A 22,559-nucleotide genomic window follows, 5' to 3' on the forward strand; every position below is an offset into this window, starting at 1 on the left:
AAGACTGGCGCCTTTTATTTACGTTTCTTTATAATCGTGTTCCTCTTCGTGACAGCCGCCAGTTTATTTAGCGGACTTGCCTTCGCGTGCTCCACTTTTAAATCCTCGTTAGCCAGCGCTACATATCTGCGCGTCATCTCCATACCGCCATGACCGAGCATCTTCTGCAATCCGAACGCCCCCGCCCCGCTGCGTATATATTCCAAGCTGAACGCGTGCCGAAGGTCGTACGGACGTATACGGAAGCCGAGCTGTTCGCTATACAGTTCCAGCCGATCGCCCCACGTATGGCGGTTCATCTGTCGGCCTTCATACGTACAGAATATCGGCGTGTCCGGCCCCCATTCGTCAGGCCTTGCGAGCAGCAGCTTACGGATCGCGCGTACGGTCATACCCGATAGCGGCAGCGTCCGGCTTTTGCGCGCCTTGGCGATCTTCGCAGGTATACATATTTCGGCCGCTTTTTCCCTGAAATCTACTGGCAGCAAACGGAAAGCTTCTGACGGTCTGATGCCGCAATCCAGCGTTATAAGGATGAGACAATAATCACGGAGTCCTGTGTACTTATCTTGATCCGGCAGCTTTAAAAGCTCGCGCAATATCTTTTCGTCGATATTTACAATGCGCGGATCAGCCTTCCGCTTCTTAATGTTCGCGATCGGATTTGAACCGATAATGCCGCGCTCCACACACCAATTAAAGAACGTCCGCAGATAGACTAGACGGTTATTATACGTAGACGGAGCGATATCTTCCGCTAGGTATTCGAACGCTGCCTCCGCTAACCTGTCCGATGTTGACCAGGCATTAGGGTAGCGCTTCATAAACCGGCTGACATGCTGCGTATAGTCGTTCTGTGTCTGCTCCGCTAAGCTTTCCGCGCGCTTGTATTCGAGGAACCGCCCTAACGCTGATTCCCACGAATGATCCGCCTTAACCGCTTTAATTCTCGCCAAAACAAAAACGCCTCCCATTCGTAATGAACGGAGAGGCGATCGAGTCCTGTGCGTCTGCTTAACGTGCCTGCGCAAGTACACAGGATTAGCGTGTACCTGACGCTCATTTAACGTTGATGCAACCGTGATTTATTGCGGGATGCCGAGGACCGGGATCGAACCGGTACGGTAGTCACCTACCGCAGGATTTTAAGTCCTGTGCGTCTGCCAATTCCGCCACCCCGGCAGGGGTAAAATAAACTTACGCGCGTGACGCGACAAGATATATAATATCATGATTCTGGAGTTGACGCAATCATTATTTTTCTTATCATCATTATTTTTCTATACATCCGCTCTTCTGCCGCTTAGACAAAGGCATGGCCCGCACCGGCGCTTCACCGGATACGGGCCATTGTCCCTACTCCAAATTAACGGCGTTCGCCGCTTCTGTTTCTCATGCCGACCAGACCGAACAAACCGATCAGACCGAGCCATCCCCAATTGGAATAGTTCGTGCGGGGTGCCACGCTTGTAGCGCGGTATGTGCCGGTACGCGTAGTGCCCAGCGGAGTAACGGCTGTGCCGGTACGGCCCGGTGCGGTCATCGTATTGTCGTTGGTGTACGTGGTACCGGTATGATAGGTTACCTGGTCGCCGCGATACATGTTGGCGGTCATTCCGCTATTGGTTTCAACAGCGTTACTGGTCACGCTTCCCACCTCGGCTACAGATGTACTCTCTGCATAACCGACACCCATCAGACTCATCGATAAAACAGTGCTGCACGCAAGGCCAGCCATCAGCTTCTTTTTCAAAGGTGTGTCCCTCCTTTTATGTTAGTCGCTGTTAGCTTCTCCCCATACGCCCCACTCTATGCAGGGCATTCCGCATTATTCAACCGCCGCCGGGAACACTAACTTACAGAAAGGTGGGATCAACCATGGATATATATTTCGACAGCTACAAAATTGCGGCTCTGGAGAAGCAGGACGACGCCGTCGAGATCATTCGGAGCGCCGAAGCCAACATCGCGCGATTGACGGGGAATCCCGTTACGCTGATCGCCTTTGAGAAAAGCGAAGGGACGGACCGTTAACCCTAAATCCGAACCGCACAGATTAGCGCAAGCATTCTTGTACTAAAAAGAACAGACGGGCGCGGACTGTCATCCGGGCCGTTCGTTAGCCCGCCCATTTCATCCAGGGTACACGTCGATAATGCAGTCCAGCCCGATCCATCTCCATTCGTCCGCCCATTGCAGCTTGATTTCACGCGAGTGGGCATGGATGGAGGTGACAAACCCGCTCAGCCGCACATCCTCAAAAGAATCGAACAAAATAACCGTTATCCGGACATGCTCCCGCAGCGACAGCGTCAGCGTCCTTTCCATCTCTTCCCGCTTCTGCTCATCGAGCACGGGCGGTTCCCGGCGGAGTGTCTCCCGCTGTTCCTCCAGAATCCGCTGCTTGTGCTCAGGCAGCATCATGCGGCTGCTTTCCCAAAGTCCGTTTCCCTCCAGTTTCTTACCCAAAGGGAGTCGCCTCCTTTTTTCAACAAATATTCTCCGCTCTCCAACATAGGAACGTATGTTTGTATTATATCCACTATTCCGCTCTTGAATCAACAAGGAAAAAATGACAGCGAAAAAGGCGCTGACAGCTGCTGCCGCTGCGCGCCTTCTTACCCGGGACGGTTTGATCCGGTCTATTCGCTTTTCTTCGTATCCATCAACCCGGTTGCTTCTCTCGCTTGATTAAGCTTGGAAATGCCGTACAGCATAACGATGTCCGCATTTTTATTCATTTGATCGAACTGTTCGGCGGTTACATCGGGAGAAACGGCGCTTTCCGAGGCTTCTTTTTTGATCTCATAGGCTTTTTGAAAAGAGTCCTTGGCTTCTGCCAGAAGCTTCTCGACATTATCCGGAAGTCCAGATGGAATCTTGGCGTCATCAGCCTGGTCCGATAAATCGGATGCCGTATCCTGAAATTTCTTGATGGCCTTGTCCAGCTCATCAGCCGTTAACGTGCCTCCCGAGTAGGAAGCAATCGCTTCGTTAAAATCATCCAGGGACGATTTCGCACTCTGATCAAGTGTCGACATCTCGTCGTAAAATTGCTGAACGCTCTTCTGCACATCTTCATGGGACAATGCAGCTGGCGCTCCTCCGCCGCAGGCGCTAAGCAGTGCAAGTAGTATTACCGCGCCTGCTAGTAAGGCTGTTCTCATGTATCTATCCCTCCTGTTAAAAGGATAGAAAAAATTGTCGAAATGCGCAACTGAAAAAAGTAGGAATCCTCTGTGACAGACCTCCCGAATGGATTATAATGAAATGTACCTGCCGTAAGTAGAAAGGAGATTAAAGTGCGTAGACGAAAGCCAAAGACCTATCTTCTCATCATCATTCTGCTGCTTCTGGTGCTGTCTTACCTCGCCGAAAGAAACGGCTGGAACTTCGAGAATCCTCCTGCTTCCGATTCGGAGGTGGTGCAGTTGATCTTCCCGGCGGATGAATACCCGGAGACGGCAGAGCATATTGAGGAGGCCATTGATAAAGGTGAATCCAGAATATGTACGATTGACCGTGGCGGAGCCGAGGAGAACCGCAAAGAATCGCTAAAAGGCGTCCCTACCAAAAAGAGCTACGACCGCGATGAATGGCCTATGGCTATGTGCCAAGAAGGCGGAACGGGCGCGGATATCGCATACATATCACCGGCTGACAACCGCGGGGCGGGCAGTTGGATTGGGAATCAGCTGGAGCAATACCCGGATGGAACACGGATCGAACTCACTATCAAATGACAACCCCTCCAAGCCAAGCTTGAAGGGGCTGCACCGGTTTTCGCTGCTAGAGCCAACAGGATTTAAGAATAATAACAAGCAGGATGAAGAGAACCAGAATTGCTCCCGTCGAATTACAAGGATACATCATTGGTCCATAATTTGCTCCACCAACACCGCCACAATCAGCACCCATGATCGAAAACCTCCTCTATAATTAAATACAACACAGAATATGTCAAAGGAAAGTATAACGCATGGGCCAATTGGAAATGATCTCCTGACGGATGTCCTATTTGTTTTTGGCGTACAGCCAGTTGTAATAACTTGCATGTTTAATCTCGTCCGTCATAATCTCGAATATCCAATCTCTGTACTGGGGATTGATATGCAGATAGATCGTACGGTATTTTTCAAAAGCTTTTAACTCGCCTAACAATGCTTTTTCAATCCCCTCCAAATAACTGGCGGGCAGTTGTTCAGGAGCTCCGTCCGCCACGGCAGGAGCCTTGCCCGTCAATTGTGTATATAAAGTTCTGAACATCGTCCTATGCTTTCTCTCATCATCGCGAATGCCTGTAATGACCTCTTTCTGCTGCTGGGTAGGCGCAAGCTTGATGAGAAAATCATAGAACAATTCATCGTTGCGTTCCCCTTGAATGGATTGCTGGATAAGCCCAATCACCATATCGCTGCTGCGATGGTAGGGCCAGTTGGCTAACGCAGGCTGGGGAATAATATAAGGTTGATAATACATAGCTGGATGACACCGCCTTAACTGAGGTTTGAACCACTTGTTTACAGGGTATTCACCCATAGACCTGAGAGTGCCTAATGGCCGCCCAGAAATATAGCCAGTAAAAAAGGCCAACCAGAAATCCCTGATTGACCTAATCATACGAAGGGTCAAGCCGTAGGCGTTAGACAAGAGGTGACTCAATCAATGTTGCGAATTTGAATGGGTGTGTATGACCATCGACTAATGTGGTTCGGCCGGTTACAAAATGTACGTGCTTCCCATTTCCAACCGGAATAGCCGGTCCCGTTCTAATTCTTCTCAGATTATGAAAATGGTCCAGGAAATCCGTTCTTTCGAAATCAATTTCATGAACATGAGTCTTTCCTACCCGAATTGCTTGCCCTGTAACGCCTGCAAAGCGATGGTTATGCCGGTCTGCGCCTGTTTCAGCCAGTTGAGTGCTGCCTTCAAATTCATGGACATGTCTCTGTGCCCGTTTAGGAGATGTGGCTGTCTTCTTTACTGTGGGCCGTTTCTTTGGCATCCGTTGTACTCCTCCTTAAGGTTATGCAACTTCACCACATCCTATTAAGGCAGCCATGGATAAGTGCTGGGCTGAATCCAAACTATTTTGGGCATCCATGCCGTTTATCGTCTTCGGTAGCCATCCCCCCGCGCAATCGCGAAAAAAATAAGCAGCGCCACTATTGCGCCGACAATCGACGGTACGACATAAAATCCTCCTACTACCGGTCCACGATTCCCAAGCAATTCTGTACCCAACCAAGATCCAACGAATCCAGCTACGATATTACCAGCTAAGCCTCCCGGCACGTCTCTGCCAATCAGATTGCCGCTTAACCATCCAATCAATCCGCCAATAATTAATACCCAGAGCAGATCCATTCCGTCGCCTCCTTTCAATGTTCAAGGTATGTTTGGGGCTGGAATGGGTGATCTCTTTTTCGCTTGAGGCCAGCCCGATGAGTGAGTATTGGTTTGATGTCTCACAGCTTTTTTGGAGCGCCGCTTAATAACATCACAAATTATCGGATTAAGCTCCATCGTCCGGCATCCGGCCAAGCTGTTCGCAGGTCATCAGCGTGAAGCCGCTGCCGCCGAAGAAATCGACGGCTACATCCCTGCTTTGGCTGCTGTTCCGGATTTGGATGGCCAGTAACTGCAAAACGCTATTTGACATTTTCTTATTTGGAGAAAATGCATCAAAAGGGCTCTTAGGAGTCCCTTTTTGGATTAGTTTTCATCTTCGAGTTGGCGAAAACAAGTCGGCACTTGGTCGGCTACCGAGGCGGGTCTTTAAACCGCTGCTGCTTCCTCTTCACATTAATTCCTCCAAATAAATAAGCCGCCCAAAATGAGCGACTTCCGACTGAATATGTACGCATTTCAGCGATAAAATGACAATTAATGAAAAAATTCACACGCTCTTTAAAGAATGGCGTTGGCCTATCGTCCGCAACAAAACGCTGCTTTTTATTTAAGATATTTACGGATTTTTGTTACAAAGGAGAACAAAACCATTTTACCGAGTTTCCGAAATTGTAGTCAAAATACTTTTTTCAAACCGCTTGTAAAATGACTCGTTTCCCTTCACATTCGTCAATTGGCGAAAGCCAGGGAGTATAGATTGGCATGATTTCTGCAGCCCTTCCTCAGAGTGATGAATGCAGCGAAAAGTTGTCAAAGATAATGTAAAGTAATTCGGTGTTATATAAGCGTTTCCAAATTATGTTTGAAGTCACTTTATTGTTTCCCTGTCTTCCTGTTAAACTACTTTTCCGGTTTGTAATTCAGCGTTCCAAAGAGCTTTACTCCTTAATGTTTTCCATATTTTTGTATACTGGTGTCCATGTGAAAATCAGTTGGACTATAGGGATTATTATTCACTAAATACTACACGAACTCAACTTTCTACTTATATCGACATTAAGTTACAAAATAAGCTCGTTTACAATAAGTGAAATTTCGTGATATGATTTCCAAGTCGAATTAGTTTATGAAATTATTTGAATGAATGCATGATATTTGAAAAAAATCGTTTATCAGCAACTTTGGACGGTCCGATGATAAACGATTTTAGCTTCTTTACTATGTAAAGAAGTAGTCTATTTTTATATATCATTCATTACAAGTGTTTTGCAAATCATGTTTCACTAGCTGATCGACTAACATAATTATTATTTGAGGAGTGAATGATTTGAAGAATGTAGTAAAAAAAGCTTTAATGTGTGTAGTAATGTTTGCAATGATAGGCTCAGTTTCTACTTCTTTAGTACATGCAAGTAGTATTGAACAAACTGAAAACGAACAATTACAAACAGTTTCCGACAAAGCAAATGAAAAAATTAACAAATTGGATGCAGAAATTAATGCTTTAGAACAAAAAGAAATGGAAAAAGCAAGAAAAGAAACTGAAGGGAAATCTGCTGAAGAAATCGAGCAAATTATCAATACATTTAAAGCAGAGATTGAAGAAAAAACCATTAAAATTCAATCTAAGTATGGTTTTGAACCAGTCCCAAATTCTGCTCCAGATTTTACACCAATGGTAGGGTCCGATAATATTTCCTTAAGTGATGGACTTACCTACGACTCTTCTACTGGTGTATATTGCTTTACGGGGAGTTGGAATTGGGTTGATAATCAATATGACTTAACTGTTGATTTGGAAGATTTAGCTGCAGTTCGAATGACTAATCCTACCGGTTACCTCATTACAAAAAGTTACGCAAAAACTTTTGATCAATTAGGACAACAAACTGGATATGTTGATTATAATGGACAACAAACTACAGACTCTAGAATCACAAAAAGATTTGAAGACTCAGCCGGTGTGGTTTTTAATGTTCGGGATGGTTACTATGTAACACAATTTCCAATTTATTACACCGATAATGGTAAAATAACCATGTATTTCAAAAAATCTTCAAGTACAGCAGGCTCAAACAAAGTACTTCTTGATTTTCACCATAATTGGAAACAGTATGATTGGTCTGCGTCTGCATCTTTTAATAACATAGGTCTAACTGGTGCTGGATATTCGCTGAATGTTTCTTATACTAAAGCCAATTATAATTGGCAAAGAGTTAGTGGGGGCAGAGTACTCTAATTTTATTACCAACAGGATGTGACTGAACTTGTACTTAAAAATTATCAGTATTTTGATTGGTGGGTCAATTATTTTCTTGATTATCGCCTCTATTTTTGAAACAGATCAGCCTGTTACAGATATTCTGCTTTCGTTAATATTATCTATTTTAGCTTACAATACATTTATTGAGCCAAAACGTTAATTATTAGTAATTCAAATTTCTGCTGTCGAGAAGATCTCGGCAGCTTTTTTAGTGCGCCTCACAGTCGCACCATCTAGGTGGTTCAAATCCACCCGGTAACTTTACCCTTTAAAGTGCCGTAGCCGAAGCAGACATCCGGCAAAGAGATTGTCGGATGGGCAGGGTGTCTTCCGTGAGGAAGAATCCGAAGGGCCTGCAGGCAAAGTCCAGCCCGGAATGCAGTGAACCAGAGCTGGCGGCGATGCGGGGTGACTCGCCTAGAAAACGGGGAAACCTATACAATGGTGTATATTTTGCAGGAAAACAAACAAAGGGAGATGACATGCAAATTGGTCCACAAGGAATTTTGGCGGAGATCAATCGCTACTTCATTAGTGAACCCTGTTCGCTTGCAGAAATCCCCGGCACTTGGTCTTCGGCCTCCGAGCCGCAGCAGGGACTGTTGCTGTCCTCCTCTGCTGATGACAAAATTGAAGTGGACGGTAAAATAGTGGACGGCACCATGCTGGTGACCCTAATGTCCGCTATTCGTTATATCCATCGGATCACAGCTACAGTCATTTCGCCGGACGGAATCAATTACGGCATTCGTATTTGGGATTCAGACTCTGATGCAATCCGGAACTTTGACGGCATCTCCTCCTATCCCTATAACCCGGAATGGGTTGTGAAAGCGGCGTACTTGTCTCCCGGTAAACACAGAACTGTATCCTTCGAGCTGTTTAATCAAGCAGGGCTTAACTCAAGATTTGCTCTCCCCAGGGGATATCAGATTTCAAATAAACGGGAAGCTATGAACTTGTTACGTATGCATTTTTCAATCAAATCGTTCTGACGTTCAAGGATTTGACGAATGGCCGTCAAACCTATGAGGCATTGCGTTTTCTGTTTATCCAACCCGAAGCAGATGGAACAGTCGTTCTAGAATTCAATTACGCCTTTCTGCCCCCCTGCGCCTTCAATCAGTCTCTGTTATTTCCTTGCCCGCTTCCTCCGGCTCAAAATCGACTTCAATTCCCGATTGAAGCCGGCGAGCAGAAGCCTTTATTAAAAGATAACCAAAAAGCCTGAATATACGGTTGTCATCATCCCTAAGTTTACCGCATTAACCTTACTCTTTCCTGATCGCCCTATTCACAAAAAGCTTTGAGCAAGCATAAACTGTGGTACAGAAGATGCGTCAGTTTATCCTTTTTCAAGATAAAGCTTAGGGAGGAAGGGAGAATCATGGCTCCTCTCGGAAAACGCAAAAATTCAAGCTCCAAAAAGAAAACTACAGGTTCCGCACTTAAGGAAAGTAGAGGGCTTGAATTAACCGTGGCTGCGCTTTTGTTGACCGGAAAACTTAGAGTGGATTCCGTACAAATGTACACCGACGCTTCTCTTTTCGTCAGCCTGGTAGGCAGATACAAAAAATTAAGCGATTTAAGCGACAGCAATGTCGAAAAGCTGGTTAACTTTATGAATGATAACGGCAGCCTAACATTGAACGATCTTATGGAAGCATTAAAAAAGAAAACCGGGAACAGCAAATAATCTCACGAAAAAGGTGGGGAATCTAATGAGCGGCTTCGATGGAGAAAGTTTTGCCGGAAACATTCTTCTCATTATTGTTATTGCTTTGCTAATTTTCGGATCAACGGATATCGAGGATTTAACCGGCGCTCCGACTTCAACCTGAATAGATAGCGGAATCCTTCCGTACAACCGGTACGGCTGAAGTTCACAATACCCCGGCAGGCATAATGCCTGAACGGGGTTGCTGTCTTGTCTAGGCATCCATCCCCTACAAAAAGAATCCCGGGACAGCAAAAAACCCTTGCGCAGCAAGGGTTTTATTGTAGTGGGCCCTGAGGGACTCGAACCCCCGACCAATCGGTTATGAGCCGACCGCTCTAACCAACTGAGCTAAGGGCCCTGATCAAAATATCCGAAATAATAGCTGATGAACTCTTATGAAAATTGGTTGCGGGGGCAGGATTTGAACCTGCGGCCTTCGGGTTATGAGCCCGACGAGCTACCGGGCTGCTCCACCCCGCGTCAGTAATCATATTCAAACAGCAACAGTAAATATTATACGCTATACTATGGTGTAAGTCAAGAAGCTCCAGCTAATCTTTTTCAAGGAAGAAACCGAACCCCATATTTCCCTTTGCGTGAACGATAAATTTCTACCAACTGCGGATCATGATAGCCGTAAATCCAACCGTCCTGTTCGAGCCGTTTAGCCAGACAGCCTGCTTGAAATTTGGTTCTGAACAGCCTCGCAAAATATACCCAGTTCATGCGCATTCTTCTCCCTGTTATAAAATGATCAAGCCCGCTTTCTCCGTTAGCTTGCCCATATTTACAAAAAACTTGCGGCATCCAGATCATTGATCCGACGCCATAAAAACAAAAACCGCCCTGCAATCGGACGGTTTCTTCAAAATCAATCAGTTTCCAAAAGAGGATGGGTCACGTCTCCACGACTGAAGCAGCTCGACATCGCCAGCCACGATTTTGCCTTGACCCAGTGCAACGTCGATCAGCGTGCTGTAATTGGAGAGGCTTTGCAGCGGGATGCCCGCTTCCTTGAATGCATCTGTTGCACGATCCAGTTCATAGCTGAAAATTGCCAGCACCGCAAGCGGCTCTCCTCCCGCTTCCTTCACGGCCTGCGCAGCCTTAATCGAGCTGCCTCCGGTCGAAATCAGGTCTTCAATGACGATGACCTTTTGGCCGGGTGCAATGATGCCTTCGATTTGGTTCTGTTTGCCGTGTCCCTTCGCTTTGTCGCGGATGTAGGCCATCGGCAAATTCAGCTTGTCCGCGACCCAGGCCGCATGCGGAATGCCGGCGGTTGCCGTTCCGGCGATGACTTCCGTGCCGGGATATTCGGCCGCAATCAGTTCCGCGAACGCGTCGGCAATATAACTGCGGATTTCCGGATACGATAAGGTAAGACGGTTATCGCAGTAGATCGGGGACTTAATGCCCGAAGTCCAGGTGAACGGTTCCTGCGGACGCAGCGCGACGGCTTCGATCTTTAACAGATAAGATGCAATTTGTTCACTTCTATTCAGCAATGGGCTCACGCTTGAATCATCTCCTTAATAATATGCTCAGCAGCCTGACGGGGGTCAGAAGCGGCTGTTATAGGCCGTCCTACGACCAGGAAGTGGCTGCCCTGCCGGATCGCCTGTCCCGGCGTCATGACGCGGCTCTGGTCGTCCAGCGAAGAGCCGGATGGCCGGATGCCCGGTGTCACGGTGCGGAAGGCTGGGCCGCAGGCTGCCGATATGACTGCGGCTTCCTGAGGCGACGCCACGACACCGTCCAGCCCGGCGGCTGCGGCGAGCTTCGCGTACCGGACAACCGTATCCGGCACCTCGCCGGGAATGCCGATCTCACCGTTCATAACGGCCTGGCTGGTGCTGGTAAGCTGGGTCACGGCAATAACCAGCGGACGGGCAAGCGCGGGATTCTTGCGCAGGGCCGCATCGACGCCCTCTCTTGCGGCAGCCATCATGGCTGAGCCGCCGGATGCATGTACGTTGAACATGTCGACTCCAAGGGCGGTCACGCTCTCGGCTCCGCCTTTTACCGTGTTCGGGATATCATGCATCTTCACATCAAGAAACACGGAGTAGCCGAGAGACTTCAGCTCTCTGACAAAATCTGGTCCGGCGGCGTAGAACAGCTGCATCCCGACCTTCATGTAGCACGGGATGCCTTCCAGCTTGCCGATCAGCTCTTTCGCCTGCCCGGCATCCGGGTAATCAAGCGGGATCATCAGCCGATTGGCCATGCTCTCCCATTGCTTGTCCCGTGTAACGGTATTATCCTGCGCCGCAGCTCCCTGCAGTGGCTGCCTTTCTCCGGTCATAACGACACTCCTTCGCTGAAATATGAAAGCTTCCGCTTCCGAATCGATAGCATATAAATGCCCGGGCACAGCGGAACGGTCTGCGAGTTGACGCAAACCGTTCCTGTAATTCCCTGTGCCATACGCACCATTCTTATTGTCCGATAAAAGCCGGCATCGACTGCGAGGAGAAATTAATCGTCTCCAGCATGCGCAGCAGCGCCGTTACGGTATCAAGCGAGGTCATGCAGACGATGCCGTTCTCGACCGCTTCGCGGCGGATAAGGAAGCCGTCGCGCTCCGGCGTCTTGCCCTTCGTGAGCGTGTTGAACACGAAGTTCGCCTGGCCGCTGCGAATAATGTCGATAATGGTAGGCTCGCCTTCGCCGAGCTTGTTGACGTTCATGACGTTGAGGCCCGCATTTTCCAGCGCTGATGCAGTGCCGCCCGTAGCGATGATCTTGTAGCCAAGACTGTGGAAGCCCTTCATCAGCTCGACCGCTTCCGCTTTATCCTTGTCGGCCACGGTTACGATAATCGAGCCGGTGGTCGGGATTTTCATGCCCGCGCCGATCAGGCCTTTATACAGTGCCTTAGCATACAGTCTGTCGCGGCCCATTACTTCGCCGGTGGACTTCATTTCCGGACCGAGCGTCGGCTCTACTCTGCGCAGCTTGGCGAACGAGAAGACCGGCACTTTGACGGAGACATAATCGCTCTCCGGCCATAGCCCTTCGCTGTAGCCTTCGTCCTTCAGCTTGCCGCCGAGAATAACCTTCGTGGCCAGATGGGCCATCGGGATGCCAGTCACCTTGCTGAGGAACGGAACAGTACGCGACGAGCGCGGATTTACTTCGATGACGTAAACCTCGCCACGGTAGATGACAAACTGGATATTGACCAGTCCGACTGTCTTCAGTTCTTTAGCGATCTTGATCGTAATATCAGTGATTTTCTGTTTCAGGCTGTCTTCCAGATGCTGCGGAGGGTAGACCGCGATGGAGTCGCCGGAATGGACACCCGCGCGTTCCACATGCTCCATAATGCCGGGAATAACCACCGTTTCACCGTCGCAAATGGCGTCGACTTCAACCTCTTTGCCCAGCATGTAACGGTCGATCAGCACCGGATGATCCGGATTGACCTTAACCGCTTCTTTCATGTAGCTGAGAAGTTCGTTATCGGAGTAGACGATCTCCATCGCCCGTCCACCAAGCACATAAGAAGGACGCACCAGAACGGGATAGCCGAGCGCTTGAGCCGTGCCCACAGCTTCTTCCACCGTTGTTACGGTGCTGCCTTTCGGCTGCGCGATATTCAGACGCGACAGCAGCGCTTCGAACCGTTTGCGGTCTTCCGCTTCGTCGATACTTTCGAGGCTTGTGCCAAGAATGTTGACGCCTGCCGCACTAAGCGGAGCGGCCAGGTTGATCGCCGTCTGTCCGCCGAACTGCACGATAACGCCAATCGGTTTCTCCTGCTCGATCACATTCATGACATCCTCGAAGAACAGCGGCTCGAAATAGAGCCGGTCGGAGGTGTTAAAGTCGGTAGACACAGTCTCCGGGTTATTGTTGATAATAACTGCCTCGTATCCGGCCTTCTGGATCGCCCAGACGGCATGCACCGTAGAGTAGTCGAACTCGATGCCTTGGCCGATGCGGATCGGTCCGGAGCCGAGCACAACCACTTTTTGCTTATCGGACGGAATGACTTCATTCTCGGTTTCATAGGTTGAGTAATAGTAAGGGGTGATCGCCTCGAATTCGGCCGCACAGGTGTCGACCATCTTGTACACAGGCTTCAGCCCCTGCTCCAGACGCTTCGTCCGGACTTCGGCTTCTTTTGTCTGCTTGCCCCCCGGCTGACCTTCCGAGCGCAGCTCGGCAATGGCGCGGTCGGTAAAGCCCAGACGCTTCGCCTGGTACAGCGTTTCAGCCGTCAGGCTCTCTTCTTCGCGGATACGGTCCTCAAAGCCGATCAAGCCTTCGATTTTGTCCAGGAACCACCAGTCAACCTGAGTAATATCCTGAATTTCCTGAAGCTGATAACCACGGCGGAATGCCTCGGCAATCAGGAAGATGCGCTCGTCGTCCGGCTTCGCCAGGCGGGCCTTCAGCACTTCATCCTCAAGCAGCTCCGCTCCCGGAAGCTTGAACCGGTGAACCCCAATCTCCAGCGAACGGATCGCCTTGTGAATCGACTCTTCGAAGGTGCGGCCGATTGCCATCACTTCGCCGGTCGCCTTCATCTGCGTGCCGAGCTTGCGGTTCGCATAGATAAACTTGTCGAACGGCCAGCGCGGGATTTTGCTGACGATATAATCGAGCGTCGGCTCGAAGCAGGCATAAGTCTGCCCCGTAACCGGGTTGATGATTTCATCAAGCGTGTAGCCGAGGGCGATTTTGGCCGCCATCTTGGCGATCGGATAACCAGTAGCCTTCGACGCCAGCGCAGATGAACGGCTGACGCGCGGATTCACTTCGATGACATAGTATTGATAGCTCTGCGGATCAAGCGCAAACTGCACGTTACAGCCGCCTTCGATGTTCAGCGCGCGGATAATCTTCAGTGAGGCGCTGCGAAGCATCTGGTACTCGCGGTCGGACAGCGTTTGGCTAGGCGCCACGACGATACTGTCGCCGGTATGCACACCGACCGGGTCAAAGTTCTCCATGTTGCAGACCACGATACAGTTGTCATTCGCATCGCGCATCACTTCATATTCGACTTCCTTCATGCCCGCGATGCTCTTCTCGATCAAGCATTGGCTGATCGGGCTGTAGCGGATGCCGGCTTTTACCGTCTCGCGCAGCTCTTCTTCATTCGCGCAAATGCCGCCGCCGGTACCTCCCAGTGTGTAAGCCGGACGGACAATCAACGGATAGCCGATTTCCGTGGCAAATTCCAGCGCTTCCTCCAGTGTGGTAACAATCGTGCTCTCCGGCACGGGCTGTTCCAGTTCACGCATCAGATCACGGAACAAGTCGCGGTCTTCCGCTTTCTCGATGGAATGCAGCTGGGTTCCGAGCAGCTTAACGTTCTCTTGCTCCAGTACGCCAGCGCGGGCCAGCTCGACGGCCATGTTCAAGCCGGTCTGCCCGCCGAGCGTCGGCAGCAGTCCGTCCGGACGCTCCTGGCGGATGATGCCGGTCACGAAATCAAGTGTAATCGGTTCGATATATACTTTATCCGCCATATTTGTATCGGTCATGATGGTGGCGGGGTTACTGTTAATAAGGATAACCTCGACGCCCTCTTCCTTGAGCGCCTGGCAGGCCTGGGTTCCCGCGTAGTCGAATTCGGCTGCCTGGCCGATAACGATCGGTCCGGAACCGATCACGAGTATTTTCTTAAGCTTATCGTTCTTAGGCATTCTCTTAGTAAGCTCCTTTCACGGCTTCAAGCTGCTGTTTCGGGGTAGGAGCCACGATCCGCGCGTTCGCCGCAAATTGCGCCTGGCGGGAAACGGCGGGAGTACCCTGCTTATGCTCCGCAATCATGTCCAGGAAGCGGTCGAATAAATAACTGCTGTCATGCGGTCCCGGGGCCGCTTCCGGATGGTATTGCACCGAAAAAGCGGGATAGCGGGTATGCTTCAGCCCTTCGATCGTCTTGTCGTTGTTGTTGATATGCGTAACTTCAAGCTCCGTACCTTTTACCGAGTCTTCGTTTACGGTGTAACCGTGGTTCTGGGACGTAATGTAGCAGCGTCCGCTTTCCAGTTCCTTGACCGGATGGTTGCCGCCGCGATGTCCGAATTTAAGCTTCTCGGTGTCTGCTCCGCAGGCCAGTGCAAACAACTGGTGGCCCAGGCAGATGCCGAAGATCGGGTATTCACCGAGCAGCTCGGAAATCGTCTTAACGGCATATGGAACGTCTTTGGGGTCCCCGGGACCGTTGGACAACTGGATGCCGTCGGGGTTAAGGCGGCGGATCTCGTCAGCCGTAACATTATGAGGTACGACAATGACATCGCAGCCGCGATTGTTCAGTTCGCGCAGAATCCCCGTTTTGGCGCCGTAATCCACAAGCACGATCTTCTCCTTCGTTCCGGGGCTGCTGTATGCGCTGGCAGTGGAAGTGCGGGCCACCTGGTTGCGCAGCTCGGCGATCGATGTATCATTCATCATTTCCATCAGTTCTTCCACCGGCTTGGTCGAAGTGGTCAGGATGGCCTTCATCGTGCCATAGTGGCGGATGATGCGCGTCAGCATACGGGTATCGATATCGCTGATGCCGGGAATCCCGTACTCTTTCAGCAGGTCGTCGACGCTGTATTCGGCGCGCCAGTTGCTCGGCACCGTCTCATGCCGGCGCACGACGAAGCCATGCACGAAGGGCCGCACGGACTCGAAATCATCACGAGTGATGCCATAATTCCCGATCAGCGGATACGTCATGGTCACGATTTGTCCGCAGTACGAAGGATCGGACAGTACCTCCTGATATCCTGTAATCCCCGTATTAAATACAACCTCTCCAGTCTTCTCGCCCTCTGCGCCGAATGCGGTGCCGGTAAACAGCGTTCCGTCCTGTAGCAGCAATCTTGCCTGCATTCCTGTCCACTCCTCTTCATTCTGTATTCTCAAAACTGTATGTGTTCTTAACCTCCGGAGTGTCTGCTTCGGGTTCCTTCGACTCTTAGGCCTAAGAACCCCGCTTCGTTCTTTCGGTTCGCTTCTTATTCTTCACTCCATACAATACGGCCGTCCGTGAGGGTCATCACCGGCCAGCCTTTAAGCTTCCAGCCTGTAAACGGCGTATTGCGTCCCTTGCTGGCAAAGTTATTCGGATCGACTTCCTTCTCCGTCTCCAGATCAATCAGCGTCAGGTCAGCCGGGGCTCCCGGCTCCAGAACGCCGGTGCTTAGACCGAACACGCGGGCCGGATCGGAGGTCATTCTCTTGACCAGCAGGGAAAGGTCCATCTTGCCGGCGGCGACAAACTTTGTATACATCAGCGGAAAAGCCGTCTCGAATCCGACAATCCCGAACGGCGCAAGCTGCATGCCTTTGGCTTTCTCCTCCGCGCTGTGCGGCGCGTGGTCCGTCACGATGATGTCGATGGTTCCGTCAAGCAAAGCTTCGATGCAAGCATCCACATCGCGGCGTGAGCGCAGCGGCGGATTCATTTTCCAGTTGGCATCAAGGCCGGGGATATCTTCCTCAGACAGCAGCAGATGATGGGGGCATACTTCGGCGGTCACGCGGATGCCGATTTCCTTCGCCTGACGGATCAGCCGAACCGACTGTTCGGTGCTAACATGGCACACATGGTAATGCACGCCTGTCGCTTCTGCCAGCAAAATATCCCGTCCGACATGGATCGCTTCCGACTCGTTCGGAATGCCCTTAAGCCCATGCTTGCGGGCAAAGCTTCCTTCGGCCACCGGAGCCCCAACGACCAGGGAATTATCCTCGCAGTGCGCGATTACCGGCATATCCATGGAAGCCGCGATACTCATCGCATCCTTCATCATTTGAGCCGTCTGCACGCCTACGCCGTCATCCGTAAAGCCGATCGCTCCGGCTTCCTTGAGAGCGGCAAAATCGGTGAGCTCTTGTCCCTGCTGTCCTTTCGTAATCGCGGCATACGGCAGCACTTTGACCAGTCCGGCCTCGCGAGCCTTGTCCTTAACAAGCTGTACGATTTCCGGGCTGTCCGTAACCGGCTTGGTGTTCGGCATGCAGGCAATCGTCGTAAATCCGCCTTTGGCCGCCGAGCGGCTGCCGGTTTCGATCGTCTCCTTATGTTCAAAGCCCGGTTCGCGCAAATGCACATGCATGTCGATGAATCCCGGAACAAGCAGCTTTCCGGCCGCATCGATCGTCTCGGGACCTTCCGCGAAACTTTCGTTGTCGTTCAGGACAGCCGAGATGACGCCATTCTCAATCTTGATATGCTTGCGTTCCAGACCACCGTCGGCATTCAAAACATTGGCATTTTTGATGATCACGTTCATGCTGTCTCCTTTTGCCCGCGACAGATCCATCCGGGCTCTTATGTTATTATATAATAAAAATTCATTCTTGTGTATATTTATTAACCCGGCCTTTTCGATCTTAGCGGATTGCTCTCTCGATGACAGCCATCCGCACTGGAACACCGTTGGACATTTGAGGAAAAATGAGCGATTTGGTGCTTTCCACCACCGCATCGTCAATCTCGACATTCCGGTTAACCGGCGCCGGATGCATAATGACCGTATTCGGACTTAATCTTGAGGCGCGCTCTTCCGTCAAGCCGAACTGCCGCCGGTATTCCTCGGCCGACTGCAGCATCCCGGTCGCGTGACGTTCAAGCTGAACACGGAGCATCATGACCACATCCGCTTTCAGCGCTTCATCTATCGTGACATAAGGCGCATGCTCCATAAGTTCAGGGGCTTTCATATTATCAGGTGCGCAGAACTGCACCTTGGCCCCCATCTTGGTCAGCCCCCACAGATTGGAGCGGGCTACCCGGCTGTGCATAATATCGCCGATGATCGATACGGTCAAGCCTTTGATTTCACCGAAAGTCTTGATCATGGTATACATGTCCAGCAGCGCCTGCGTCGGATGCTCGTTGTTGCCGTCGCCGGCATTGATCAGCGGAATCGATACCTTCTCCGACAGTTGGGCCAGCACACCGGTCGGCTTCAGCCGCACGACGCCCGCGTCGATGCCCATGGACTCCAGGGTGCGCACGGTGTCGTAAATCGACTCGCCTTTTTCCACGCTGGAAGCGGCGGCTGTGAAGTTCAGCACCTGGGCGCCAAGACGCTTCTCCGCCATTTCAAATGAGAACCGGGTTCTCGTGCTGTTCTCAAAAAACATGTTCGAGACGAACCGGGAAGCGAGCACAGAGCTTACTTTTTCAGTCTGCTTATCCCAATATGCCGCTCTATCCATTATTGCGGCAATTTCCGTTTGGTCTAACCCTTTCAGTCCCAGCAGACTGCGTTCTTTCACTCTGGTAGCTGTCATCATTTATTTTGCCTCCCAGTTCGATAGTATGTGCACTTCGTCCATTCCGTCGACTTCCTTCAGCGCCACTTCAATCGACTCATGCCTTGAGGTCGGCACGTTCTTTCCTACATAATCCGGGCGGATGGGCACTTCCCGGTGACCCCGGTCAGCCAGAACCGCGAGTTGAATCATTCTCGGCCGTCCGCAGTCCATGAGCGCATCCATCGCCGCGCGAATCGTGCGTCCGGTGTAGAGAACATCATCGAACAGGATGATCTTTTTGTCCCGAATGCCGGAACCGCCGCCGGGAATGATCAGCGTCCCTTTTTCGTTACAATCTCCGTCGCTGGCATTATTATTCTTCCCGGGCTCCAAGTCATCGCGGTAAGGGGTGACATCAAGCTCGCCGTATGCAACATCTGCGCCTTCGATTTCCTTAATCCGCTCCGCGATCCGGCGTGCCAGATACACACCTCGGGTGCGGATGCCGATCAGCATGCAATCTTCGATGCCTTTGTTCTTCTCGAGGATCTCATGGGCAATGCGCGAAAGCGCCCGGCGAATCGCCGTCTCGTCCATAATGACGTTTTTTTCGATAATCATTAATCATGCCCTCCAGGTCATGCGCCCTGTGCCCGATCTGCCGCCAAACCAAAAAACTCCTTGCCTGAAGCAGGCAAGGAGTGAAATCCGCAGATTGAAGAAGAATGATGGGCGCGCAGCAAAAGAGCTCCGTATAGACAGACGGATTCCCTACAAAAAGCCGCGAACCTCGATTCACGTTACCTTGCCAGCCTCACGGGACTGAATTAAAGGCGCTATTCATTTATCATATGAATTATGACAGAATGGACAGCCTGTGTCAACATATCCAAGAAAAAAGCCCCCGCACCATAACCGGAACGAGAGCTCTGCTTTCAATTAAATTAAAATTCAAATTCGACGTCGCTCAAGCGGCGTTTGATTTCCGAAATCACGCGCAGCTCTTCCTCTTCACCTTTGGCAATAAAAGTGACGGAGAATCGCACGAACGCGCCCGCATCATCCCAAGGCACGGTGGAGATCAGCTTCTCGCGAATCAGATATTGGGAGAAATCCTCGCCCGACTCGAAGCGGCGTCCGTCCTTGATGCCTTTCGGAGCTTCCACGTACATGAAGAAGGAGCCCTTCGGTTTCGTCGCCTTGAAGCCAAGGCTGTTCAGCGCATCCACCAGCAGGTTATGGCGGCGGGAATATTTGGCCGCGATCGCTTCTGTGATCTCTGGATGGGCAAGACCGTAGGCCGCCGCTTTCTGAATCGCGATAAACTGGCCGGAGTCGTTATTGTCCTTAACGTCGCCAAACGCCTTAACGATCAGCGGATTGCCAGCTACGAACCCGATTCTCCAGCCGGTCATATTGTAAGATTTGGAGAGGGAATGCAGCTCTACGCCAACGTCCTTGGCGCCGCGAACGGACAGGAAGCTCAGCGGCTTCAGACCATCATACGTCAGCGCTGCATATGGGGCGTCGTGAATGACGACAACATTGTATTTCTTCGCCCAGGCCACAACTTCGGCAAAAAATTGCGGAGTCGCGCTTGCGCCCGTTGGGTTGTTCGGATAGTTCAGGTAGAGCAGCTTCGCCTTGTACGCGATGTCTTCCGGAATGGAGCTCAGGTCAGGAAGGAAGTTGTTCTCCTTCTTAAGCTCGACATTGTAGACTTGCCCGCCCAAATATTTCGTGTGGGTGCCCAGCACCGGATAGCCCGGAATGGTCATGATCGTAATATCGCCCGGGTTGATAAAAGCGGAAGGCAGCATCGCGAGCGCCGGTTTCGAGCCGATGGAATGCAGAACTTCAGTAACCGGATCAATACCGTCTACATTAAATACGTCTTTCAGATATTTGGCCGCAGCTTCTTTGAATTCGGCAATTCCGTTATCAGCATAGCCGCGGTTATCTTCCTTGGCCGCTTCCTCAGCCAGCTTGGCGACGATGCCCGCATCCGCCATCTCATCCGGTTCGCCGACGCCCATATCGATCAGCTCAATATCGGGGAAGTCTTTTTTGGCCGAGGCCTTGGCGCGCTTAATCTTCTCAAATTTATAAATATTGGTGTCCTTGCCGTAGTTCGCTCCGCCGATGCGATCTGCGAAATTGTTCTGGATATACGTATTCTGATAGTGTTCAACGCTCATAAAAGTGATCTCACTCCTGCTTCTAGAATATAAGACAATGAACAGGCGCCCAGCCTATCCATTCTATACTGTTAAATATGACGTAACAGCGGCTTCAAAACAATGGACAAATCAGCAGTTGATTTGTACTTATCTGCTCCGCAGGCGGGCGAGCAGTTCTTCCATATCCTCAGGCAGCGGCGCCGAAAACTCCAGATATTCCTCCGTGGAAGGATGGACGAATCCGAGTATGGCCGCGTGCAGAGCTTGCCCGCCTTCCATAAAGATTCCTTTACTCCGGCCGTATACGGGATCGCCGACGAGCGGATGCCCGATAAATTTCATGTGTACCCGAATCTGGTGCGTTCGTCCGGTTTCCAATTGAAGCTGCAGCAGAGTACAATCGCCGAACCGCTCCAGCACGGTAAAATGGGTGATCGCCGTCTTGCTGTTCTTCTCCGTTACCGTATAGAGCTTGCGGTCATGCGGGTCTCTGCCGATCGGAGCATCCACCGTTCCCTGATCATGGGCCACATTGCCTTGGACGACTGCCAAATAGCGCCGGGTCACGCTGTGCGCTTTGAGCTGCGCGGCAAGCGAATTGTGGCTGGCGTCGTTCTTAGCGGCCATAATGAGGCCCGATGTGTCCTTGTCAATCCGGTGTACGATGCCGGGGCGAATCTCGCCGTTAATACCCGATAGGTCCTTGCAGTGATACATCAAAGCGTTGACCAGCGTACCGGAGGGATGACCCGCCGCCGGATGCACGACCATGCCGCGCGGCTTGTTGACGACAATCACGTCGGCGTCCTCGTAAGCGATGTTCAGCGGGATATTCTCCGGCGTCAGCTCCGAGGTTTCCGGCTCAGGAACCGTCACGCTGATTGAATCCCCTGTAGAGAGCTTGTAATTCGCTTTTACCGTCCTGCCGTTTACCGTAACATGTCCTGCCTCGATCCACTGCTGCACCTGAGAGCGGGAAATTTCCTCTTCCCAAGCTTCGGTTACATATTTATCAATGCGTTCTCGGGCGTATTCCTCCTGAACGGTCCAGACGACGATATCGTTATCCACGGCTTCGCCTTCTGCCCCTTCATTACGGGCGTCCATACTCAATTCTGTTCATTCCTTTCCTCTGACTCGCTTGTTTCCTTCACTTCAATCACTTCAGTTGAGCCGCCCCTCATATCCATAATGGAATCGAGTATAATGAGCGCCACCCCGACGACAATACAGGAGTCCGCCACGTTAAAGATCGGAAACGTATAGCTGCCGAAATTAAACCGCAGAAAATCGACAACTTCGCCTGTTAGCGCCCGGTCGAGAAAGTTGCCGACTGCACCGCCAAGCACGAGCGACAGCGCGAAGGGCAGCAAACGCCGCGTCCTTTTTACTTTATTCAGATACCAGACGATCCCAATCAGGACGACAACCGTCACCAGTATGAGAAACCAGCGCTGGTCCTCCAGAATGCTGAAAGCGGCGCCGCGGTTGCGATGCGATGTGATAACAAAAAAGTTTCCGATCACCGGAATTTGTTCGTCGATTTCAAGACGCGTGGAGATCAGATATTTCGTTCCCTGGTCAAGCAAAAATACGATTAGCGCGATCAGATAGTACACCACTTCAGCTTGTCACTCCGTTCTTATTTTTCCCGCCCGAAAGCGGTCCAAACGTGTATAAAAGACTTGTATATTGTAGCACAGGCCTTAAGAACCCGTCCATTGCGGCACACCCCGCGCCTTAACTTTCAAAAGCATCATTTTCCAGCGGTAAAAACCCAGCCAATCGGCCAACCTAACAAGGAAAACGGCATATGGAAAGG

Annotated in this window: 25 protein-coding genes and 3 tRNA genes; 6 read left to right on the plus strand and 22 right to left on the minus strand. The window is 50.9% G+C overall.

Annotated elements, in window-relative coordinates:
* Window positions 1–14 precede the first annotated feature (14 nt).
* From VK70_RS14620 to VK70_RS26530, 3 genes are all read right to left on the minus strand, one after another.
* Complete coding sequence (locus VK70_RS14620) at window positions 15–956, minus strand: tyrosine-type recombinase/integrase (protein ID WP_025696321.1); 942 nt, start codon at window positions 954–956, stop codon at window positions 15–17.
* Between the two features lie 140 nt (window positions 957–1,096).
* Window positions 1,097–1,182 (minus strand) — tRNA-Leu (locus VK70_RS14625).
* A 184-nt stretch (window positions 1,183–1,366) separates the two neighbouring features.
* Window positions 1,367–1,738 carry a WGxxGxxG family protein gene (locus tag VK70_RS26530; protein WP_324607935.1) on the minus strand — a complete coding sequence of 124 codons (372 nt, stop codon included), beginning with the start codon at window positions 1,736–1,738 and terminating at the stop codon, window positions 1,367–1,369.
* Window positions 1,739–1,878: 140 nt separating this feature from the next.
* Between VK70_RS26530 and VK70_RS28565 the strand changes: the two genes are divergently transcribed.
* Window positions 1,879–2,034 carry a hypothetical protein gene (locus VK70_RS28565; RefSeq protein WP_169733337.1) on the plus strand — a complete coding sequence of 52 codons (156 nt, stop codon included), beginning with the start codon at window positions 1,879–1,881 and terminating at the stop codon, window positions 2,032–2,034.
* 99 nt (window positions 2,035–2,133) lie between these two features.
* Here VK70_RS28565 and VK70_RS14635 read toward each other — a convergent pair whose 3' ends face one another.
* Entirely contained in the window at window positions 2,134–2,469 is a 336-nt protein-coding gene (locus tag VK70_RS14635) for a YolD-like family protein (protein ID WP_025696324.1), read from the minus strand.
* A 173-nt stretch (window positions 2,470–2,642) separates the two neighbouring features.
* Complete coding sequence (locus VK70_RS14640; protein ID WP_025696326.1) at window positions 2,643–3,167, minus strand: hypothetical protein; 525 nt, start codon at window positions 3,165–3,167, stop codon at window positions 2,643–2,645.
* Between the two features lie 129 nt (window positions 3,168–3,296).
* Between VK70_RS14640 and VK70_RS14645 the strand changes: the two genes are divergently transcribed.
* On the plus strand, window positions 3,297–3,743 hold the full coding sequence (locus VK70_RS14645; protein WP_025696328.1) for a NucA/NucB deoxyribonuclease domain-containing protein: 447 nt from the start codon (window positions 3,297–3,299) through the stop codon (window positions 3,741–3,743).
* 271 nt (window positions 3,744–4,014) lie between these two features.
* On the opposite strand, the gene VK70_RS14650 is transcribed toward VK70_RS14645, so the two are convergent.
* From VK70_RS14650 to VK70_RS29350, 4 genes are all read right to left on the minus strand, one after another.
* Window positions 4,015–4,479: a ferritin-like domain-containing protein gene (locus tag VK70_RS14650; protein WP_025696330.1), complete on the minus strand. Its 465-nt coding sequence runs from the start codon at window positions 4,477–4,479 to the stop codon at window positions 4,015–4,017.
* Between the two features lie 163 nt (window positions 4,480–4,642).
* A complete protein-coding gene (locus VK70_RS14655) occupies window positions 4,643–5,005 on the minus strand; it encodes a YmaF family protein (protein WP_025696332.1) in 363 nt (120 codons plus the stop codon).
* A gap of 104 nt (window positions 5,006–5,109) precedes the next feature.
* Window positions 5,110–5,367 carry a GlsB/YeaQ/YmgE family stress response membrane protein gene (locus tag VK70_RS14660; RefSeq protein ID WP_025696333.1) on the minus strand — a complete coding sequence of 86 codons (258 nt, stop codon included), beginning with the start codon at window positions 5,365–5,367 and terminating at the stop codon, window positions 5,110–5,112.
* A 148-nt stretch (window positions 5,368–5,515) separates the two neighbouring features.
* On the minus strand, window positions 5,516–5,662 hold the full coding sequence (locus VK70_RS29350) for a DNA methyltransferase (RefSeq protein ID WP_155986930.1): 147 nt from the start codon (window positions 5,660–5,662) through the stop codon (window positions 5,516–5,518).
* A gap of 1,017 nt (window positions 5,663–6,679) precedes the next feature.
* Here VK70_RS29350 and VK70_RS14665 point away from each other — a divergent pair.
* The 4 genes from VK70_RS14665 (at window position 6,680) to VK70_RS14675 (ending at window position 9,311) form a co-directional block, all read left to right on the plus strand.
* Entirely contained in the window at window positions 6,680–7,591 is a 912-nt protein-coding gene (locus VK70_RS14665) for a hypothetical protein (protein WP_025696335.1), read from the plus strand.
* A 356-nt stretch (window positions 7,592–7,947) separates the two neighbouring features.
* The gene (locus VK70_RS26535; protein WP_144415241.1) at window positions 7,948–8,610 is read left to right on the plus strand and encodes a hypothetical protein; all 663 of its coding nucleotides are present in this window, start codon (window positions 7,948–7,950) and stop codon (window positions 8,608–8,610) included.
* Between the two features lie 41 nt (window positions 8,611–8,651).
* Window positions 8,652–8,846 (plus strand): DUF1684 domain-containing protein, encoded by a 195-nt coding sequence (locus VK70_RS29550; protein WP_411431706.1) that lies wholly within the window; start codon window positions 8,652–8,654, stop codon window positions 8,844–8,846.
* A 156-nt stretch (window positions 8,847–9,002) separates the two neighbouring features.
* Window positions 9,003–9,311, plus strand: coding sequence for a hypothetical protein (locus tag VK70_RS14675; RefSeq protein WP_025696337.1), 309 nt, complete (start codon window positions 9,003–9,005; stop codon window positions 9,309–9,311).
* A 308-nt stretch (window positions 9,312–9,619) separates the two neighbouring features.
* Here VK70_RS14675 and VK70_RS14680 read toward each other — a convergent pair.
* The 13 genes from VK70_RS14680 to lspA all read right to left on the minus strand — a co-directional run bounded on the left by VK70_RS14680 (window position 9,620) and on the right by lspA (window position 22,359).
* Window positions 9,620–9,693 (minus strand) — tRNA-Ile (locus tag VK70_RS14680).
* A 45-nt stretch (window positions 9,694–9,738) separates the two neighbouring features.
* Window positions 9,739–9,815: transfer RNA gene (locus tag VK70_RS14685), tRNA-Met, on the minus strand.
* Between the two features lie 81 nt (window positions 9,816–9,896).
* Entirely contained in the window at window positions 9,897–10,061 is a 165-nt protein-coding gene (locus tag VK70_RS28570; protein ID WP_169733338.1) for a hypothetical protein, read from the minus strand.
* A gap of 149 nt (window positions 10,062–10,210) precedes the next feature.
* A complete protein-coding gene (pyrE, locus tag VK70_RS14690) occupies window positions 10,211–10,852 on the minus strand; it encodes an orotate phosphoribosyltransferase (protein ID WP_025696339.1) in 642 nt (213 codons plus the stop codon).
* A complete protein-coding gene (pyrF, locus tag VK70_RS14695) occupies window positions 10,849–11,565 on the minus strand; it encodes an orotidine-5'-phosphate decarboxylase (protein WP_046724297.1) in 717 nt (238 codons plus the stop codon). Before pyrF ends, pyrE begins: the two co-directional genes overlap by 4 nt.
* A 211-nt stretch (window positions 11,566–11,776) precedes the next feature.
* A complete protein-coding gene (gene carB / locus VK70_RS14700; RefSeq protein ID WP_025696624.1) occupies window positions 11,777–14,998 on the minus strand; it encodes a carbamoyl-phosphate synthase large subunit in 3,222 nt (1,073 codons plus the stop codon).
* Between the two features lie 4 nt (window positions 14,999–15,002).
* The gene (gene carA / locus VK70_RS14705; RefSeq protein ID WP_025696625.1) at window positions 15,003–16,181 is read right to left on the minus strand and encodes a glutamine-hydrolyzing carbamoyl-phosphate synthase small subunit; all 1,179 of its coding nucleotides are present in this window, start codon (window positions 16,179–16,181) and stop codon (window positions 15,003–15,005) included.
* A gap of 125 nt (window positions 16,182–16,306) precedes the next feature.
* Window positions 16,307–17,587, minus strand: a complete 1,281-nt coding sequence (locus VK70_RS14710; RefSeq protein ID WP_025696628.1) for a dihydroorotase — start codon at window positions 17,585–17,587, stop codon at window positions 16,307–16,309.
* A gap of 100 nt (window positions 17,588–17,687) precedes the next feature.
* Entirely contained in the window at window positions 17,688–18,596 is a 909-nt protein-coding gene (locus tag VK70_RS14715; RefSeq protein WP_025696629.1) for an aspartate carbamoyltransferase catalytic subunit, read from the minus strand.
* Window positions 18,597–19,178, minus strand: coding sequence for a bifunctional pyr operon transcriptional regulator/uracil phosphoribosyltransferase PyrR (gene pyrR, locus VK70_RS14720; RefSeq protein ID WP_025696630.1), 582 nt, complete (start codon window positions 19,176–19,178; stop codon window positions 18,597–18,599).
* Between the two features lie 323 nt (window positions 19,179–19,501).
* Window positions 19,502–20,755, minus strand: coding sequence for an LL-diaminopimelate aminotransferase (locus tag VK70_RS14725; RefSeq protein WP_025696632.1), 1,254 nt, complete (start codon window positions 20,753–20,755; stop codon window positions 19,502–19,504).
* A 129-nt stretch (window positions 20,756–20,884) separates the two neighbouring features.
* Window positions 20,885–21,844: an RluA family pseudouridine synthase gene (locus VK70_RS14730; RefSeq protein ID WP_036641218.1), complete on the minus strand. Its 960-nt coding sequence runs from the start codon at window positions 21,842–21,844 to the stop codon at window positions 20,885–20,887.
* A 2-nt stretch (window positions 21,845–21,846) separates the two neighbouring features.
* A complete protein-coding gene (gene lspA / locus VK70_RS14735; RefSeq protein ID WP_025696635.1) occupies window positions 21,847–22,359 on the minus strand; it encodes a signal peptidase II in 513 nt (170 codons plus the stop codon).
* Between the last annotated feature and the right edge of the window lie 200 nt (window positions 22,360–22,559).

The sequence above is a fragment of the Paenibacillus durus ATCC 35681 genome, assembly GCF_000993825.1.
GTDB lineage: Bacteria > Bacillota > Bacilli > Paenibacillales > Paenibacillaceae > Paenibacillus_AQ > Paenibacillus_AQ durus_B.

Bases quoted from the DNA above. Each gene is read 5' to 3' on its own strand.
- VK70_RS28570 (WP_169733338.1), bottom strand. From the start codon at position 10,061: ATGAACTGGGTATATTTTGCGAGGCTGTTCAGAACCAAATTTCAAGCA.
- VK70_RS14640 (WP_025696326.1), bottom strand. From the start codon at position 3,167: ATGAGAACAGCCTTACTAGCAGGCGCGGTAATACTACTTGCACTGCTT.
- VK70_RS14725 (WP_025696632.1), bottom strand. From the start codon at position 20,755: ATGAGCGTTGAACACTATCAGAATACGTATATCCAGAACAATTTCGCA.
- VK70_RS14715 (WP_025696629.1), bottom strand. From the start codon at position 18,596: ATGATGACAGCTACCAGAGTGAAAGAACGCAGTCTGCTGGGACTGAAA.
- VK70_RS29350 (WP_155986930.1), bottom strand. From the start codon at position 5,662: ATGTCAAATAGCGTTTTGCAGTTACTGGCCATCCAAATCCGGAACAGC.
- pyrF (WP_046724297.1), bottom strand. From the start codon at position 11,565: ATGGCCAATCGGCTGATGATCCCGCTTGATTACCCGGATGCCGGGCAG.
- carA (WP_025696625.1), bottom strand. From the start codon at position 16,181: ATGCAGGCAAGATTGCTGCTACAGGACGGAACGCTGTTTACCGGCACC.
- VK70_RS14730 (WP_036641218.1), bottom strand. From the start codon at position 21,844: ATGGACGCCCGTAATGAAGGGGCAGAAGGCGAAGCCGTGGATAACGAT.
- pyrR (WP_025696630.1), bottom strand. From the start codon at position 19,178: ATGATTATCGAAAAAAACGTCATTATGGACGAGACGGCGATTCGCCGG.
- VK70_RS14710 (WP_025696628.1), bottom strand. From the start codon at position 17,587: ATGAACGTGATCATCAAAAATGCCAATGTTTTGAATGCCGACGGTGGT.
- carB (WP_025696624.1), bottom strand. From the start codon at position 14,998: ATGCCTAAGAACGATAAGCTTAAGAAAATACTCGTGATCGGTTCCGGA.
- VK70_RS26530 (WP_324607935.1), bottom strand. From the start codon at position 1,738: ATGGCTGGCCTTGCGTGCAGCACTGTTTTATCGATGAGTCTGATGGGT.
- VK70_RS14675 (WP_025696337.1), top strand. From the start codon at position 9,003: ATGGCTCCTCTCGGAAAACGCAAAAATTCAAGCTCCAAAAAGAAAACT.
- VK70_RS14650 (WP_025696330.1), bottom strand. From the start codon at position 4,479: ATGTATTATCAACCTTATATTATTCCCCAGCCTGCGTTAGCCAACTGG.
- VK70_RS14660 (WP_025696333.1), bottom strand. From the start codon at position 5,367: ATGGATCTGCTCTGGGTATTAATTATTGGCGGATTGATTGGATGGTTA.
- VK70_RS28565 (WP_169733337.1), top strand. From the start codon at position 1,879: ATGGATATATATTTCGACAGCTACAAAATTGCGGCTCTGGAGAAGCAG.
- VK70_RS14655 (WP_025696332.1), bottom strand. From the start codon at position 5,005: ATGCCAAAGAAACGGCCCACAGTAAAGAAGACAGCCACATCTCCTAAA.